At 50.1% G+C, this 14,795-nt stretch carries 14 protein-coding genes; 3 read left to right on the plus strand and 11 right to left on the minus strand.

Features of this window, described 5'->3' with window-relative positions; all coding sequences use genetic code 11:
- The first annotated feature begins 199 nt into the window (after positions 1 to 199).
- Both galK and LLG96_00970 read left to right on the plus strand, forming a co-directional pair.
- Positions 200 to 1,543 (plus strand): galactokinase, encoded by a 1,344-nt coding sequence (galK, locus tag LLG96_00965; GenBank protein MCE5248767.1) that lies wholly within the window; start codon positions 200 to 202, stop codon positions 1,541 to 1,543.
- Positions 1,544 to 1,562: 19 nt separating this feature from the next.
- On the plus strand, positions 1,563 to 2,048 hold the full coding sequence (locus LLG96_00970) for a helix-turn-helix domain-containing protein (protein ID MCE5248768.1): 486 nt from the start codon (positions 1,563 to 1,565) through the stop codon (positions 2,046 to 2,048).
- 6 nt (positions 2,049 to 2,054) lie between these two features.
- On the opposite strand, the gene LLG96_00975 is transcribed toward LLG96_00970, so the two are convergent.
- Together LLG96_00975 and LLG96_00980 are read right to left on the minus strand one after the other, a co-directional pair.
- A complete protein-coding gene (locus tag LLG96_00975) occupies positions 2,055 to 3,203 on the minus strand; it encodes an LptF/LptG family permease (protein MCE5248769.1) in 1,149 nt (382 codons plus the stop codon).
- A 2-nt stretch (positions 3,204 to 3,205) separates the two neighbouring features.
- The gene (locus tag LLG96_00980) at positions 3,206 to 4,411 is read right to left on the minus strand and encodes an LptF/LptG family permease (protein MCE5248770.1); all 1,206 of its coding nucleotides are present in this window, start codon (positions 4,409 to 4,411) and stop codon (positions 3,206 to 3,208) included.
- 177 nt (positions 4,412 to 4,588) lie between these two features.
- Here LLG96_00980 and LLG96_00985 point away from each other — a divergent pair, with 177 nt between their 5' ends.
- Positions 4,589 to 5,101, plus strand: coding sequence for a nitroreductase family protein (locus tag LLG96_00985; GenBank protein ID MCE5248771.1), 513 nt, complete (start codon positions 4,589 to 4,591; stop codon positions 5,099 to 5,101).
- 65 nt (positions 5,102 to 5,166) lie between these two features.
- Here the strand turns inward: LLG96_00985 and LLG96_00990 are convergent, their stop codons facing one another.
- From LLG96_00990 to LLG96_01030, 9 genes are all read right to left on the minus strand, one after another.
- The gene (locus tag LLG96_00990; GenBank protein ID MCE5248772.1) at positions 5,167 to 6,306 is read right to left on the minus strand and encodes a divergent polysaccharide deacetylase family protein; all 1,140 of its coding nucleotides are present in this window, start codon (positions 6,304 to 6,306) and stop codon (positions 5,167 to 5,169) included.
- A gap of 12 nt (positions 6,307 to 6,318) precedes the next feature.
- A complete protein-coding gene (locus LLG96_00995; GenBank protein MCE5248773.1) occupies positions 6,319 to 6,909 on the minus strand; it encodes a hypothetical protein in 591 nt (196 codons plus the stop codon).
- Between the two features lie 133 nt (positions 6,910 to 7,042).
- The gene (locus tag LLG96_01000; GenBank protein MCE5248774.1) at positions 7,043 to 7,657 is read right to left on the minus strand and encodes a hypothetical protein; all 615 of its coding nucleotides are present in this window, start codon (positions 7,655 to 7,657) and stop codon (positions 7,043 to 7,045) included.
- 2 nt (positions 7,658 to 7,659) lie between these two features.
- Positions 7,660 to 8,574 (minus strand): site-2 protease family protein, encoded by a 915-nt coding sequence (locus tag LLG96_01005; protein ID MCE5248775.1) that lies wholly within the window; start codon positions 8,572 to 8,574, stop codon positions 7,660 to 7,662.
- 1 nt (position 8,575) lies between these two features.
- The gene (locus LLG96_01010) at positions 8,576 to 9,874 is read right to left on the minus strand and encodes a TldD/PmbA family protein (protein MCE5248776.1); all 1,299 of its coding nucleotides are present in this window, start codon (positions 9,872 to 9,874) and stop codon (positions 8,576 to 8,578) included.
- 5 nt (positions 9,875 to 9,879) lie between these two features.
- The gene (locus tag LLG96_01015) at positions 9,880 to 11,235 is read right to left on the minus strand and encodes a TldD/PmbA family protein (protein ID MCE5248777.1); all 1,356 of its coding nucleotides are present in this window, start codon (positions 11,233 to 11,235) and stop codon (positions 9,880 to 9,882) included.
- A 7-nt stretch (positions 11,236 to 11,242) separates the two neighbouring features.
- Positions 11,243 to 12,175, minus strand: a complete 933-nt coding sequence (locus LLG96_01020; protein ID MCE5248778.1) for a PorV/PorQ family protein — start codon at positions 12,173 to 12,175, stop codon at positions 11,243 to 11,245.
- Positions 12,176 to 13,177 carry a PorV/PorQ family protein gene (locus LLG96_01025; GenBank protein MCE5248779.1) on the minus strand — a complete coding sequence of 334 codons (1,002 nt, stop codon included), beginning with the start codon at positions 13,175 to 13,177 and terminating at the stop codon, positions 12,176 to 12,178.
- Positions 13,152 to 14,795: a T9SS type A sorting domain-containing protein gene (locus LLG96_01030; protein MCE5248780.1), complete on the minus strand. Its 1,644-nt coding sequence runs from the start codon at positions 14,793 to 14,795 to the stop codon at positions 13,152 to 13,154. Before LLG96_01030 ends, LLG96_01025 begins: the two co-directional genes overlap by 26 nt.

The following is a 14,795-nucleotide window of genomic DNA, read 5'->3' on the forward strand; positions in this document are numbered from 1 at the left end:
CTCCCCGCGGTGAATACGAACTGACCGATATTTTCGGCATGCTGAGAGATGACGGCCATTTACTGAGAGGTTACGTCCTCACGGGATACTGGAAAGATGTTGGCACACCGGAAGACCTCTCAACGGTTGATAAAATTTTCAGCGACAGCCCTGCAGAAGAAAAATAACCACGTTTCACACAACAGCAGGAGGAAAACCTGTGATCGAAGCTCCGGTAATCCGTGAATTTTACAACACATTCGGGAAATCCCCTTCCTTTTTCATACAGGTTCCCGGAAGAGTCAATCTCATCGGAGAACATACCGATTATAACGGTTTCCCGGTGCTTCCGATTTCAATTCCCTATTACATAACCGCCGCGGGATCACCACGGCGCGATCATACCATGAACATCAGGAACACCGATTCACGTTACGATGAATCATCTTTTATCCTGTCATCATCGATACCGCCGGCCCGGAATGGCCACTGGTCCAATTATGTCAGAGCCGCGTCCCAGGCGCTCGCCGATTTTTCCGGCGGCAGTCTTACGGGCGCGGATGTGCTTTTTTCCGGCTCGATTCCCGGTTCCGCCGGGCTTTCCTCCTCCTCTGCTCTCGTCATCGCCTCTGCCCTTTCGATCCTTGCCGCGAACAATCTGAATGTCGATATACTCGAGCTGGCCGAGCTCATGGCTGAAGGCGAGCATTATGTGGGAACCCAGGGCGGCGGCATGGATCAGGCTATCTGCCTTCTGGGCTGCAAAGACCATGCGGTTAAAATTGATTTCTTCCCCCTCAGATACGCGCATGTTCCTTTTCCCGCCGATCATTCCATCGTTGTCGCCCATTCGCTTATCAGGGCGGCAAAGACCGAAAACGCACTTCTCCTCTATAATCGCCGACCCGCCGAATGCCGCCTTGCGACTGCGCTTCTCAATACAATACTGGCGCTCGAAATTCCGCTGCAGCGGCTCGGTGATCTCCCCGGGAAATGCGCTGATATTACTGAATCCTTTGTAAAATCAATATTTGACCGTGATTCATATTCACTGGAAGATATTGCCAAAATTATTGAGGAGCAGCCTGAATCGATAACACAGAGATATCTGATGACACGGAATGGCATACCCATGCCTGTCCCCCCGGATGGTTTTCTCATACAGCAGAGGGCTCTTCATGTCTTCTCCGAAGCGGAACGGGTTGAAAAGACGTGCAAAGCACTCATGGAGAATGACACGGAAACATTCGGTTCCCTCATGAACGACTCTCATACGAGCTGCGACACGCTGTACGGTATTTCCACTCCGGAACTGAACACGCTGGTCTCGGTCATGCGCAGCTTCGGAGCTTCGGGCGCACGGCTGACCGGGGCGGGTTTTGGAGGATGCGCTGTCGCGCTTGTCCGTGATGACAGCATCGAGCAGGTTATCGGTGGAATACGGAAAGAATATTACGACGGGTATATTCGTAAAACTCACCCGGAACTCCGTAATGCAGACAATTTCAGGGAGATTATTTTTGCGGTAAAACCCTCATCGGGCGCATCGACAGTAGTATTATAACTGTCCGGGAGTAGAGCCAATGCAGCAAAGTAACGGGAATCTGCATATTTTCCTGGTTATCACCGAAAATGAAATGACATCCGTTCTTTCTGAAACGCTGGAACGGGCCGGATGTAAACTGTCCGGTGACACATCGCTCGATACTTTAATACAGTGTATTCGGGATAATCCGGCGGTGATCACGCCCATAAAGCATGAAGACAACGTATCTGAAACGTTGGAAGACATGGTCGGTGCTGTACGGGATTTATCGCATTCGGCGACATGTGTCGTTATTACATCAAAACAACTTTCGCAGCTGGAGAAAGGCCTGAAAAGATTCACATGGCAGCCGCTGAAAAAGCTTGGAAATCAGAAAACCCTGAGCGAGCTTGAAAAGGAACACATTATAACTGCGCTCGAATCACACGGATGGCAGTATAAAACGGTTGCGAAGATTCTGGGAATTAACCGCTCGACACTCTATCGCAAGCTGAAAAAATACGCCATACACAAAATTCAGTGAATAGAGCTACTTGCTGGCTTTTATATGCATGATGCCCCCAACGATAAAAAATAAACCGTTGGGAAGCCATGCCGCCATGTCCGGATCGATTTTCCCGTTTCTGCCCAGTATCTGGAACGCGTTGATGAGGACATAATACACGAAACAGATGATGAGCCCTATACCAAATGACGCTGTTTTCCCTCTCAGGGACGAACCGGTTGCGAGCGGCGCCCCGAAAAATACAATGATGAGGGAAACGAACGGGAACGATATCTTCATGTAAAGATCGACAAGCCACTCGGATGCATCGCTGCCCTTCAGCCTGACATCCCGTATGTACTGCGCGAGCTCAAAATAATTCATTTCCTCGGGTTTGGTATCGATGCTTGCAAAATCCGAAGGTTTGAGCGAGATAAAGGAAGCCGGCAGAATGTCATGCTGAATCAGCTTTTCCCCATCCTCACCGAATATGTGTTCCCGGACATGATACAGAATCCAGATACCATCGGCGTATTTCAGTGAATCGGCATCGATCCTGCTTCTGAAACCATCATATATCTGAGCGGGAGGCGACTGTTTTCCCGAAGTATATTCTTCCGGTTCCATGATGCAGACCTTTTCGGCTTTCAATGCCTTCGAACGGTATAACCGCGCATAGATTATCCGGCCGTCCCCGTTGGTCAGAAAAATGTTCTGACGGTCCATTTCGCGGTTTTTTGAAAAGGAAAAGGAAAAATATGCTTCACGATCTCCCCGCTCGATTCGCGAAAGGTCCTTGATATCCTCCCGGAAAAGATTGGTTCTGGGAACAACAACCTCCGATAAAAACATGACCATGAGGCCGATGAAAAAAGAAAACACATACAAGGGAAACAATATTCGGTAAAGGCTTATTCCCGAGGCTTTCATCGCGGTGATTTCATTGTCGCCGACAAGCCGTCCGAGGCTGAACATGGTTGCCAGAAGCATGGCGACAGGTAAGGTGAGGACAACGATATAGGGAAGATAAAAGGTATAGTATAAAGCGATATACTTCAATTCCAGTTTGCTGTCGATGAACTTGTCGATATTTTCAACCGTATCCACAAGAATATAAATTGCGATAAATGCAAGAATACTGTAGAGAAGAATGGAAACGAATTCCCTGAGAACATATCTGGAAATTTTCTTCACATCTATCTCCGCGTTGCATGGATAAAAAGCCCGATTCCCAGTATGCCCAGAACGAAGTTCGGCGCCCACATGGCGAGCCAAGGCGCGATGAGCATTCTGTCCCCCGCGCTTTCGCCGCCGATAAGAAACAGGTAATAAATCATGAAAAACCCGATGGACATCCCGATACCGATCGATGCGCCCGACCGTCTCACAAGCATTCCGAGCGGAGCCCCGACCAGGACAAAGATAATCGCGGCAAAGGGAATCGAATTCTTTTTATGGATTTCAACGAGGTATTTACTGATTTTCGATTTGTTTCTCCATATTTCGGCGTTGAAATCATTTTTTTTGTTTTTCGAAGCGGGAGAATCATCGGGTAAGCTGTTTATCCGCTCCTGAAAATGCGCAATGATCTGTTCGTGTTTTTTAATTTCATACCGCATCTCGTCCGAGGTCATTGTCCGGTCGTTTTTTGTGGCCATCTGACTGGTCGAAAGGTTCGAATCGAAGTTGACATTATAGTTGAACCGTGAAAAGATCCCCCGGACATATCGCTCGGAATTTTTATCGTCCATCTGGTGTAACTCACCATTCTTGAGCGCGAGAGTCAGACGTCCTTCCTCCTGCTGTGAGAAAAAACGGCCGGTATGTGCGCAGATTGTCGTCTGGCCCCCGTCATCATTGCGTTTGAAGAGCGTTATCCCCGTCATTTCACCCGAAAGGTAGTCGATTTTATCGACATGCAAGGTAAGATTCGGCAGATCGGTGATAAACTGACCCTCACGGTTTATCAGCGTGAACATGGGTTTTTTGAAAGCAATTGCAAGATTGAGATTCCGGGCGCGGTAATTATAGTCGGGGAGGATTCTGTTATTGAACCATATCATGAACATGGTAATGATAATCGAAAGCCCGATAATCGGAAAAGACAGGTTCCACATCGATATTCCCGCCGCTTTCATGGCGGTGATTTCACGGTCGGCGGCCATTCTTCCGAATGCCATGACAGTTGCGACGAGTACACTCATCGGCACGACGAGCGCGATCATCCATGCAAGATTGAACCAAAACAGTTTCAGCATGATAAGAATATTGACATTCTTCGATATGACCATATCCATTAATTCGAGCATCTGTTTGAGAATCAGAACAAACATGATCAGGCTGAAAGCAAAAAAGAACGGGGCAAGATGTTCGCGGATAACATAACGGTGAAAAATATTCATTTTCATCTTCCTGTTTTTTTCATGGTGGTATATAATATACGTTCAAGCCTGATATCGAACAAGTTTAATATATCCGACAGGTAACATGGCTCCGTATCGACATAAACAACAGTATCCGCGCCAAAATACATCATATGCTGTATAGATATATCAAATGCTTAATCAAGGAGAAAAACCATGACAGTTCTCGATGCGATCAAGGGACGGTTCAGTGTCCGAAAATATCTGTCGAAGCCTGTTGATGAACGCGACATCGCTGCTATTCTCGAAGCCGCCCGTTTCTCACAATCTGCAAAGAATCTCCAGAACTGGCGGTTCATCATCGTACGTGATGCGACAAAACGTCGCTGTCTGATGGAGGCGGCAAAGGGCCAGGCATTTGTTGGAGAAGCGCCTGTAATAATTGTATGTTGCGGAACTAATACGTACTATATCATGTCCTGCGGACAGTACGGTTATTCGTTAAATGTCGCCATCGCGATGGAAAATATGGCTCTCGTCGCGCACGATATCGGGCTGGGAACATGCTGGCTCGGCGCCTTTTATGAAGACAGCGTCAAAAAATGCCTCGGAATACCCGAAAAAGATGTTCGTGTCGTGGGAATGCTGGCCCTCGGCCATGCCGCGGTCAGCGCGCCAGAGAAAAAGCGGCATCCACTTGATAATATTGTGAGTTATGAAAAGTGGTAAAAGAAATACAGCAGGTGTGTAATGCTCATTATGCAACTGTGTAATTATCGGCCTGCTCGGGTGTTTTACCGTAACAGATCGGTAATTTTCACAAACGTTATTCCCTTTTTCTCCAGTTCGGGGAGTTTACGTTCTATCACCGCCAGCGTATTCGGTTTATCGTGCCCGATGACTACCGAGGAACCGGTGTCAAGCGCATGTGCAGCGAGATTATCGAGCTTTTTTTCGATGGCGGCCTGATTATCGGCAACATCGAGATAGCCATCGATTATCGCGGACTTCACTCCGGCTTTGTGCGAGAGTGAATATCCGACCGTGTTAAGCGATGTTCTGGAGTCGATGAAAAAATAGTTGTTGGACGACAGAAACTCCATGACAATTTCCATGGTTCGAAGGCTTTCGGTAGCTTTTGAACCCATATGATTGTTCATACCTTCCGCGCCGCGGACGCTTCTGAATGCCTTTGTGAGCTTTTCCACCATGACCTGTTTCGTATCGCCGACACGGATGGCACCCTCGCCGGGATTTGCCTCGGATGACTGGGGTTCCATCGGCATGTGGAGGATGTACGGATTTCCGGATTCGCGGGCTAAGTCGACTACCTGTGATGTGTGCGGCTGAAACGGCAGAACCGACAGCGTGACGATCTGCTGGAGTGCGCAGAATCTCCGCGCCGAATCGATATTCCTGATTCCGAGATCATCGATAATGATTGCCATCTTCGCCTGGCGCAGCTCGATGCCGGGCGATTTTTTCAATATGACAATATCTGTCGGGGTTTTCCCCGAACCGAGGGTAATGGTAAGCGTAGCGCCGTTCGACCCTTCAAGTCCCTGAAAAACGCTGCCTCCCATGTTCCGGGTCAACATGGTAATCTTAAGATTGAGGAGAGTCAGCGAGATATTTTCCGGGACTTTGACCGTGTAGATGGCTCGGACACCGTCTTTTGCCATATCGGCGTCTTTCCGCTTGATATCCTTCCTGTCGATACCCTGAGCGGAAAGAACGGCGACAAGATTTCCCTCGAGTCCCGCCGAGAAAGCCTCTGGAGTAACTTTGGACTGGATGATCACCGGTTGTGGTATTTTTTCGGGCTTCAGTACCCTGTACCACGCATATGTAGCGATAATCAGTGAAATAAGAGCGGCAAGGGGAAAAATAACAGTAAGAAGAAGCGCTTTCCTGCTTGTTTCCTTTTCGGCCAAAAAACCACTCCCTTACTCGGGGGTAATGTCAATCCACCGAATGACAGAATAGAGTTTCGTATCCGGATCTTTGACCATTTTAAACTGCATATCCTGATGAACCTTGAAATCCCCGTATGTCCGGGTAAAAATATCCATGTCAATGGTATAGTTATAAACGTACCAGATTTCGTTGGGGTGATCTTCCGATACTATCGCGCCATCGGGAAGCGGATCCATGTTACTTCCCCATTCTTCGTAGCTCGATATTTCATGTGCTGAAAAAATGAAAGCGGTGCAATCCTGCATCAGCCTGTCGATGACATGCAGCTCTTCGCTTCTGGACCACCGGACATCGAGTTCGTCGGTTTTCGACGGGCTTTCCCAGAAAAAGTTCTCATGGAGGCATTTTTCATACCAGTCGACTTCAAGATGGCTGAACGATACCTTGAGATTTTCGATAACCTTCTGCGGTGTGACAGGGTCCTCGAATGCCCCGTTGTCGACAGGATTGTCTTCCTTGCCTTCCTTGGGAGAAAATATGCACGACCCGATAAGGAACGAGACAACGAGTGTGGTCAATAACCATATATATGGCCGTACCGGAGAGTACTTGAAAGTCATGGTAAAATCCTCATACATGTAAAGTATCGTCTGTCGGTTAAAGGTATTGAAAAAAGCGCCCGGACGCAAGAAAAATAGTGACCGTTCATGTTTACGGAACGTGAAGTGAAAACCGATGTCCCACAAAAAACAGTTATAGATAAAGCGCCCGTAAAACACCCCATGTCAGCATCGTCGCCTGAACTTTATGGTCGATCCAGCGATAGATATACCATTTCCCGTCCGGGTATTCCTTCAGATAAATCCATGCTCTGCCGCGGATGGTTAACTCGTTCTTCTTGCCGTGATCGACAACTTCGAGCACATAGTTATATTCATACATGTCCTGACCGGGTTTGTATTCATAGTTTGCTGTCACGAACGTCACATAATTCACCGTAAGCGTGTCCGATTGTATCGAAAGAGAGATGTTGTTCATGAAATCGCGCTCTTTCTGTTTATTCCACGAAGACCTGAATTCATTCTCATATTCGAGCGAATCCTCGGGATCGGGAACAAATACAAAATCTTCGCTGAATGTATCGAGGTAATCCTGGACACTGAGGTTTTCGAAAGACACCTTCATATTATAGAGAACGTTTTCGGCGGAATTCGCGGGTTGAATAGCCACACCGCCCGGATTCGGATTTACTTCCGGGTCTCTTGTCTTGAAGGGATTATTGCAGGCCATCACGACAACAAGCAGAACGGTTATCCCGAAGTATCCGACTGCGACGCTCCACGGGCTTCTTTTTTTCCCCTGCCTCATGATTATCCCACCTTCACCGGAGTCGGTGTGATACAGAGAACAAATATGACAAGCGAAAGCACCGCGAGAAAAGTCCTTACGGGTCCTATCGAGGTTTCCATGTGATTCGGATACGGATGATTACGTCCGAAAAACAGCGACAGGAGCGCCCAGACATACCAGCCCTGCCAGAATATCAGACCCATGAGAAGCAGAAGCGGTATTCGTATCTTTCTCATGAGCTCGTGAATGCGGGGGGAGATTGCGAACAGCACATGTCCGCCGTCGAGCTGACCAAGCGGTATGAGATTGAGCGCTGTGACAAAAAGACCCAGCCATCCCGCATATGCCACGGGGTGAAGGTATACGGTGGCATTTTCCGGCAAACTGCCGAAGAGCATATACTGGAAAAACTTGAATATCAGGGAATCGCCCAGCATCAGCGAGCTTTCCAGAGGTGCTGTCGGGATGGTGGTGACTTCCGACCACTGCAAACCAATGATACATGCCGCGACCGCGACGATAAATCCGGCGATCGGCCCGGCGGCGCCGACATCGATCAGCGCCCTTCTGGTTGGTATGGACGATTTCATCTTTATCACAGCTCCGAACGTGCCTATCGGTATAAATGGCGCAGGCAGAAAATACGGAAGCGTAACCGTAATGTCCCAGAATCGCGCGGTAAAATAATGCGCGAATTCATGGACGCCGAGAATGCACAGCAGTGTGAGAGAAAACGGGAAACCGCTCATAAATCCTTTAATGCCCGTAAAGGGATTGTGCCCGGACATTATCGCCCCGACGCCTGTTGTTGTCAGAACGGTTGCCAGAAAAAGCAGAATGTGGAGAAGATAGTTATCCCGATGCTGCGGCCTGACATCAGATATATCCTGGAAATACCCGTCCTCCGGTTTGATTATTATTCGTCGGTAAAGCATGTCACCTGCTTGAAATGGAAAGATTGGAGAACAGTACATCGGGCACATGATACTGTGAACCGACCGACTTTATTTCGGAACCTGCCGCAGCCAGAGTATCGAACGATTTGTAAACGTTACCGGAAATCATGGTATCCGTCAGGCGACCGGCAAACTCCCCTTTTCGGATTAAAAAACCGAGCATGATATTGAGGGCAAAATCTCCGGCAAGCAGATTCGACTGGCCGCCCCCGAGTACTCCGTATACAACGACACCTTCATCGAGATCGCCTATCATTTTTTCGAGCGAGGATGTTCCGGGAGACATGACGATATTCGACGATTCTATCGACGGCATCGAGAGCGCGTCACGTTCCGCGCTCGCTGTCGTTGTACGTCCGGCTTTTGCGGCGGTATCGATATCGAAGAGAAACGACCGGAAGACGCCATTCTCAAATAGCACGTTTTTCCGTGAGGTCACACCCTCATCATCGAACGGCCGGCTGCCCGTCGCAAAGTCGATTAACGGGTCATCGACGAGTGTCACTGTGCCGAGCACCCGCTCTCCTTCACGTCCGATGAGCGGACTGTCGCCCTTGACAAGCCGTTTGCCGTCGATACCCATTTCAATCGACTCCAGCAGATTGTGGAGTTCCTCGGCAACAAAAATGACCGGCAGGTTTCCCGCGGTATGCGGTGCTTTCTTTCTTGCCTTTTTTGCGAGGTCGGCAATCTTCCTGACATAATCGTCCGTTCGTACGGTGAGATTCCCGTAATTACCGCCATCGCCGATCCAGAGTATCGAGTCGCCGTCCACGATAACCGAGACGATGGAATGGCTGAAATCGGTGACACGGTATGACACATCGAGCCCGGAAGTGTTTGCAAGACGAACGGTGCCGTGCGAAGCCGAAATGTCCACATCGGTCAGACCTTTGGGAACCAGCTCCCGGAGCGCGGAAACGGCACGTTTCCCTTCTTCAACAGCCTCAGCGGATGTGAACTCTTCGACCGCGGAATCAAAAGTGGCGACCGGCTGAAATCCGGATTTGCCGGGGAATTCAAAATCGACTTTTTTGCCGAATTTCGCGCTTTCTCTGGCGTATTCCACCATGTCGTCAAAACGGTTCGGATCGGTGGACGACGAAAAACCGATGGCGCCGTTATGGATGACGCGAAGCCCCACACCGGATAGATTTTTATATTCGACGTTTTTAAGTTTACCGGACTCGAACGAAACCTCCGTCTCGAAACTCTCAAAACAGTACACTTCGGCAAAATCAACTGCGTGTTTCGCCTTGTCAAGAATCCTGTCAATCATGTGTATTATCCTGCCAGAACGTTTTTAATGCAGATATGTGGTGAGCCTTCGGATGTTGGCAGCGGGCTCTGGCCGCCTTTTCCGCATCCCCCGAGACCGCCATAAAGCCGCAGGTCATCCCCGATCATGGTGATATTGTGGAGTGTTTCGAAAACATTGCCGGAAAGAATCACATCCCGCAGGGGAGACGTGATTTTCCCGTTTTCGATCTTATATGCGTAAGCCGAGCTGAAAGTGAACCGTTCGAGATCGGTCATGCCACCGAGAAAGTCGCAGGCGTAAATGCCGTCCTTTATTTCCGAAATCATGGAATCGAGTGGTGTCTCTCCCCTGTCGATAAACGTCGTCGTCATGCGGACAATCGGACGGAACGAGGAATCGAGGGCGCGTGCGTTTCCTGTCGGCGTTTCTTCCATCCGCCCCGCTGTCTCGCGGGAATGGAGGCGGCCAACCAGAACACCATCCCTGATGAGAGAAGTCCGCTGTCCCGGAACACCCTCGTCGTCCCAGGGGACATACCCGTTTTCGCCGCAGATCGAACCGTCATCGAGTATATTGAGGAAATCAGGGCCGAATCTCCTTCCGAGCTTCATCATTTCCCGGGCCTGCGGATTCTCGTAAACGAAATCGGCTTCGCTGAGATGCCCGAACGCCTCATGGGCGAAAACACCCGCAAGCTGCGGATTGAGGATGACCGGATAGAGACCTCCCTGCACCTTGGGCGCCCTGATGAGATCACGGGTTATTTTTATTATATGCTCGACCTCTTCCTCGCGGTTCAGGACGGTTTCATAGCCCCGCTGGTCACCGAACGAATGCATCCCCTGCTGGACATTGGCGCCATCCTTTGCAACAGCCCGGACGCCGACGCCCGTATAGACTTCTTCTCTCGTAATCCGGGTCCCCTCGCTCGTGTACAGCCAGATCGTCCGTCTGATGTCCCTGTACCGTGAATACGCGGTAACTATTCCTTCGGCGGAGAGTAAACGGTCATTGTACGATTTCAGAAGGTCCCGTTTTTCTTCGAGCGAAATGGTCGAAGGATCGGTTCCGGATGCCCAGTGACGATGTGCTACCACTGGACTGACCGGTGCGAGGTTCGTACCGTCGCCGCTCGCCAGACGGGCAAGCTCACAGGCTTTCGCGCCGCTCTCCAGCGCCTGTCCGATGTCAGTGAACGAAGAAAATCCCCATCCGCCTTTTATACAGACACGTATACATCCGCCCAGAACAAACGTCGTTCCGATTTCTTCGAGCTCCGGGCCGATGTACCTCAATCCCGTGGTTTCGGACTGTTCGAGACGTATTTCGGCGTAATCGGCATCGATGGTTTCGAGCACTTTTTTCGCTATGTTGTCCATATCGGGATCAAAATCCTGTTATCGAAAGGGTAAAACGCAGCACGCTGTCAAATCCCTCCTGCATATGCGTATAGGACATGTCGGCGTTGAACTTCTCAAGATTCACCCCGACACCGAGAGTCACATCTTCAATATCGCTGTCGGTCCGGTAGCCGAGCCTGCAGAAAAAGCGGTCGACCGGAACGACTTCCGCGCCGACCCGTAATCCGTTGTCACCGTATCGGGGGAACACGACATCGGCAAGCGCATTATAGGGCCGCTCGATTCCGGGGAGAATCCCGCTGTAAAGACAACCGACAGCCACATCGGACGGCAGCTTCGTGCGCTCGCTTTTCAGTTTTCCCATCTGACCGTAGTTACGGCCCACAGCGGAAAGAGCAATCCCTTTCAACGGTGTTTTCACCCGGATGCCGCCATCGAATGCATATCCCCCCGCGGTTTCGTCGGTAATTTTCTCAAAAAGCTTTTTGTAAGTTATACCGGCGATGAGAATGTCCTTGAACTCCCGTGCATAAGCGATAGAGACAGCGACATTCTTGATGCTGTACGTGCCGAGTGGTTCATCGGACGGTATGTTCCCCTGCAGGTCGATATCGCCCGAATCGAAAAGCTGCATCGCGAAACCGAGACTGCCCAGGCCCGCATTCGTGGAGAACGCCGCAAATTCCTGTCTGATTCCTTCGATCCATTCCGTGTGCGAGAACTGAGCCGTGCGCCCTTTCTGCAAGGCCAGAAGCGCCGGATTAGACCAGATGGACGATGCGCCGGTATAATAAGCCGATGCCACACCTCCGAGGGATGCAGCCTGTGAGGACGGTGAGATCGAAAGGAACGACATCCCCGTCTTCCCCGTTTCACTCACCATGCTCTGGGGAAATACGGTTCCGGTCATCGAGCAGACGATCAGGATAACCGCTGCATAAAGTCTTTTCTTGTTCACTTACTCAACTCCATAGGTCATTACTAGTGAAAAACAATGAATACTGTCGTTTTCGAGCGGATCGGATGAATAGGCATAATCGAGGCTGATGGAACCCGTTACACGGACAGTGAATCCCGCGGTCAAAGCTCCGGTATCGAGTTCATCCGATGAGGTATAATTATACAGCCCGGCCCGCAGAGTGAACGTATCGTTATATTTGTAAGCCGCGCCGAGATCGAGTCCGAAAGGATTTCCCTCGACTAATTCGAGCGTCGAAGCGAGGAGCAGTTTTTCACGAAATAACTGGTACGCGACACCGAACGTATTGTAGTGGGGAAACCGGTCCTCTTTTTCAAGCGGCTGGCCATCGACCGAGCCTATGGTCTCTTTCCAGCGGTTGCTGTTCCACGTGAATCTGCTGTTCACATCGCGGGTGACAAAGGAAGCGGTAAAGTTCTTGAATGGCCGCACCATAACGCCGAGATCGAATCCGAACGCCTTGGCATCATCGTCATCAAGCTTCCAGTACGCCATTTTCGCATTGATACCGATCGATACGAACTGATTGAGATTTTTTGAAAAGGTAATTGCGAAAGCATTACGGCTATCGGAGAGTGAACCGGTCGGGTTGCCGTTGAGATCACGGCCCACGACGTCCTCAGTGCCAGCATTTATCCATGAAAACGCAAAACTCGCATCGGGACCGATTTTACTGCCGAACGCGATATCCTTGAAATGACGGTCCATGCTGAGATACCGGAACGATATCGCCATCTGCCTGTTGTTCATGGTCGAAAGGCCCGCGGGATTGTAATATGCGCTGTACACATCTCCCTCAACCGCTGTATAGGCATTCCCCATTCCCATAGCCCGCGACCCGACACCCATACGCATGAATTCACCGGCCCACGGACGGTAATCGTCCGGATATGCGGCTCCGGATAACGCAATAACTGTAACTGACATGGCGACAATAAATTTTATTATTCCGCGCTCAGTCGAGAACCATGATTTTACCACGTGCTGAATCCCCTTTGTCTGTTTTGATTAGATAAAAATACACACCATTGGGAACGACATGCATGTCGCTGTCTTTTCCATCCCAGACCTCGTCGTGCGAAAGACCGCCGGCGCGGCCCTCACCGTCCACAAGCGTCCGTATGATACGGCCCTGATAGTCGTAGATTCTGACAGTGATATCCGACTGTTCGACAAGCGAATAATGAATCTTCGTCAGCGAATAACTGATGTCGCGCCGTTTCGGAGAGAACGGATTGGGGTATGCATAGGTTTCCACATTGTCGAAGCGCGATGAAATACCGATATTTTCTATCTTATTGTTATCGAGAGCTTTGACGCGGGTCACGCCCTGGAATATCTCCCAGTTTTTCCCCCAGTCATGAGAGCGGGCGATGCCATCCGAGCCAGTCACCCACAGGGTATCACCCACCACGAGCACAGAGAATATCTGTTTTCCGTGGGCCCACTTTTTGGACGCCGATTCGACGATATCGACGATTTTCCATGTATCCCCGAGATCGTACGAAATCACGAGCCCGGAATCGGAAGCCGCCAGAACGGTCCTGTCGCTTACTGCGGGATCGTTCGCTCCCTCGTGCCCGAAAGCGAAATTCCACGAATTATAAATAGTGGATTTGTATTCCCATGTCGCACCGTTGTCATCGGTATGGCAGATACCATAAACACCGAGGCCGGTATTCATCATTTCCTTATCACAGCCGGCCCATATGTGGGTCTTGCCGTCCACTACCTTGTGCTCGACCGTGTAGACCCAGTTGCCGGGCCATTGATCCTGCGGATTCCCGGAGTCGTCGGCGGGCCATGAATAATTCTTCCACGTTTTTCCGCCGTCAAAGCTGGAGTTTATTCCCATGAATGTTCCGACCCATAATGTATCGCCGTACGCTTCGACACAGTATCCGTGATGATTGACATTCAGGTAATCGAATCCGGTCGTATCGGGCAGAACCTGCGTCCATGTATTGCCGAGATCGGTGGTTTTGAGGAGATATCCCCATGTCGTCGCGCACCAGAGCGTTCTGCCGGAAAGAGCGAAATCATAGGTCATGGTATAGGTTCCGGGGTATTTATAACCCGCTCTGTCGGGGAACAGATCGGTTACGGGGATATGTTTCCATGTCTGTCCATGGTCGGTCGAGATCGAATATCCGTCACCTGTTGGATAGACATCTCCGCTGCGGTTATCGCTATAAATCCACGCGGTGATGAGTGTGTCTCCCGAAGCAAAGAACGATGAGATAGTCGCTTTCCCGAAACCGGGCATGGAATCGTAGGAAATCCAGTCGGTGACATGATAACCTTCGCCCACAAGATTGGTCAGGGTTCCGGAGCCGGTGATCCAGAGCGATGTGCCGTTCCATGCGATATCTCCGAGATCGTTTGCGCCGAGTCCGGTGCTGATTTTTTCGATACGATCGATATTGAACGGTTCACTCCATGACAATGCAGCTGCACCGATGATTGCGACAAGGGTAATAATAAATCGGAATAGGTACTTCACAAGAAAGTCTCCCTTATATGAAATGAGATCGTTGCTGCCGGTAATTCTTCTGCCGGGTATCGATGAATCGCCGGATGATACTGTCAGATCAACCAC

The organism is bacterium (assembly GCA_021372535.1).
In the GTDB taxonomy this organism is placed as follows: domain Bacteria; phylum Latescibacterota; class Latescibacteria; order Latescibacterales; family Latescibacteraceae; genus JAFGMP01.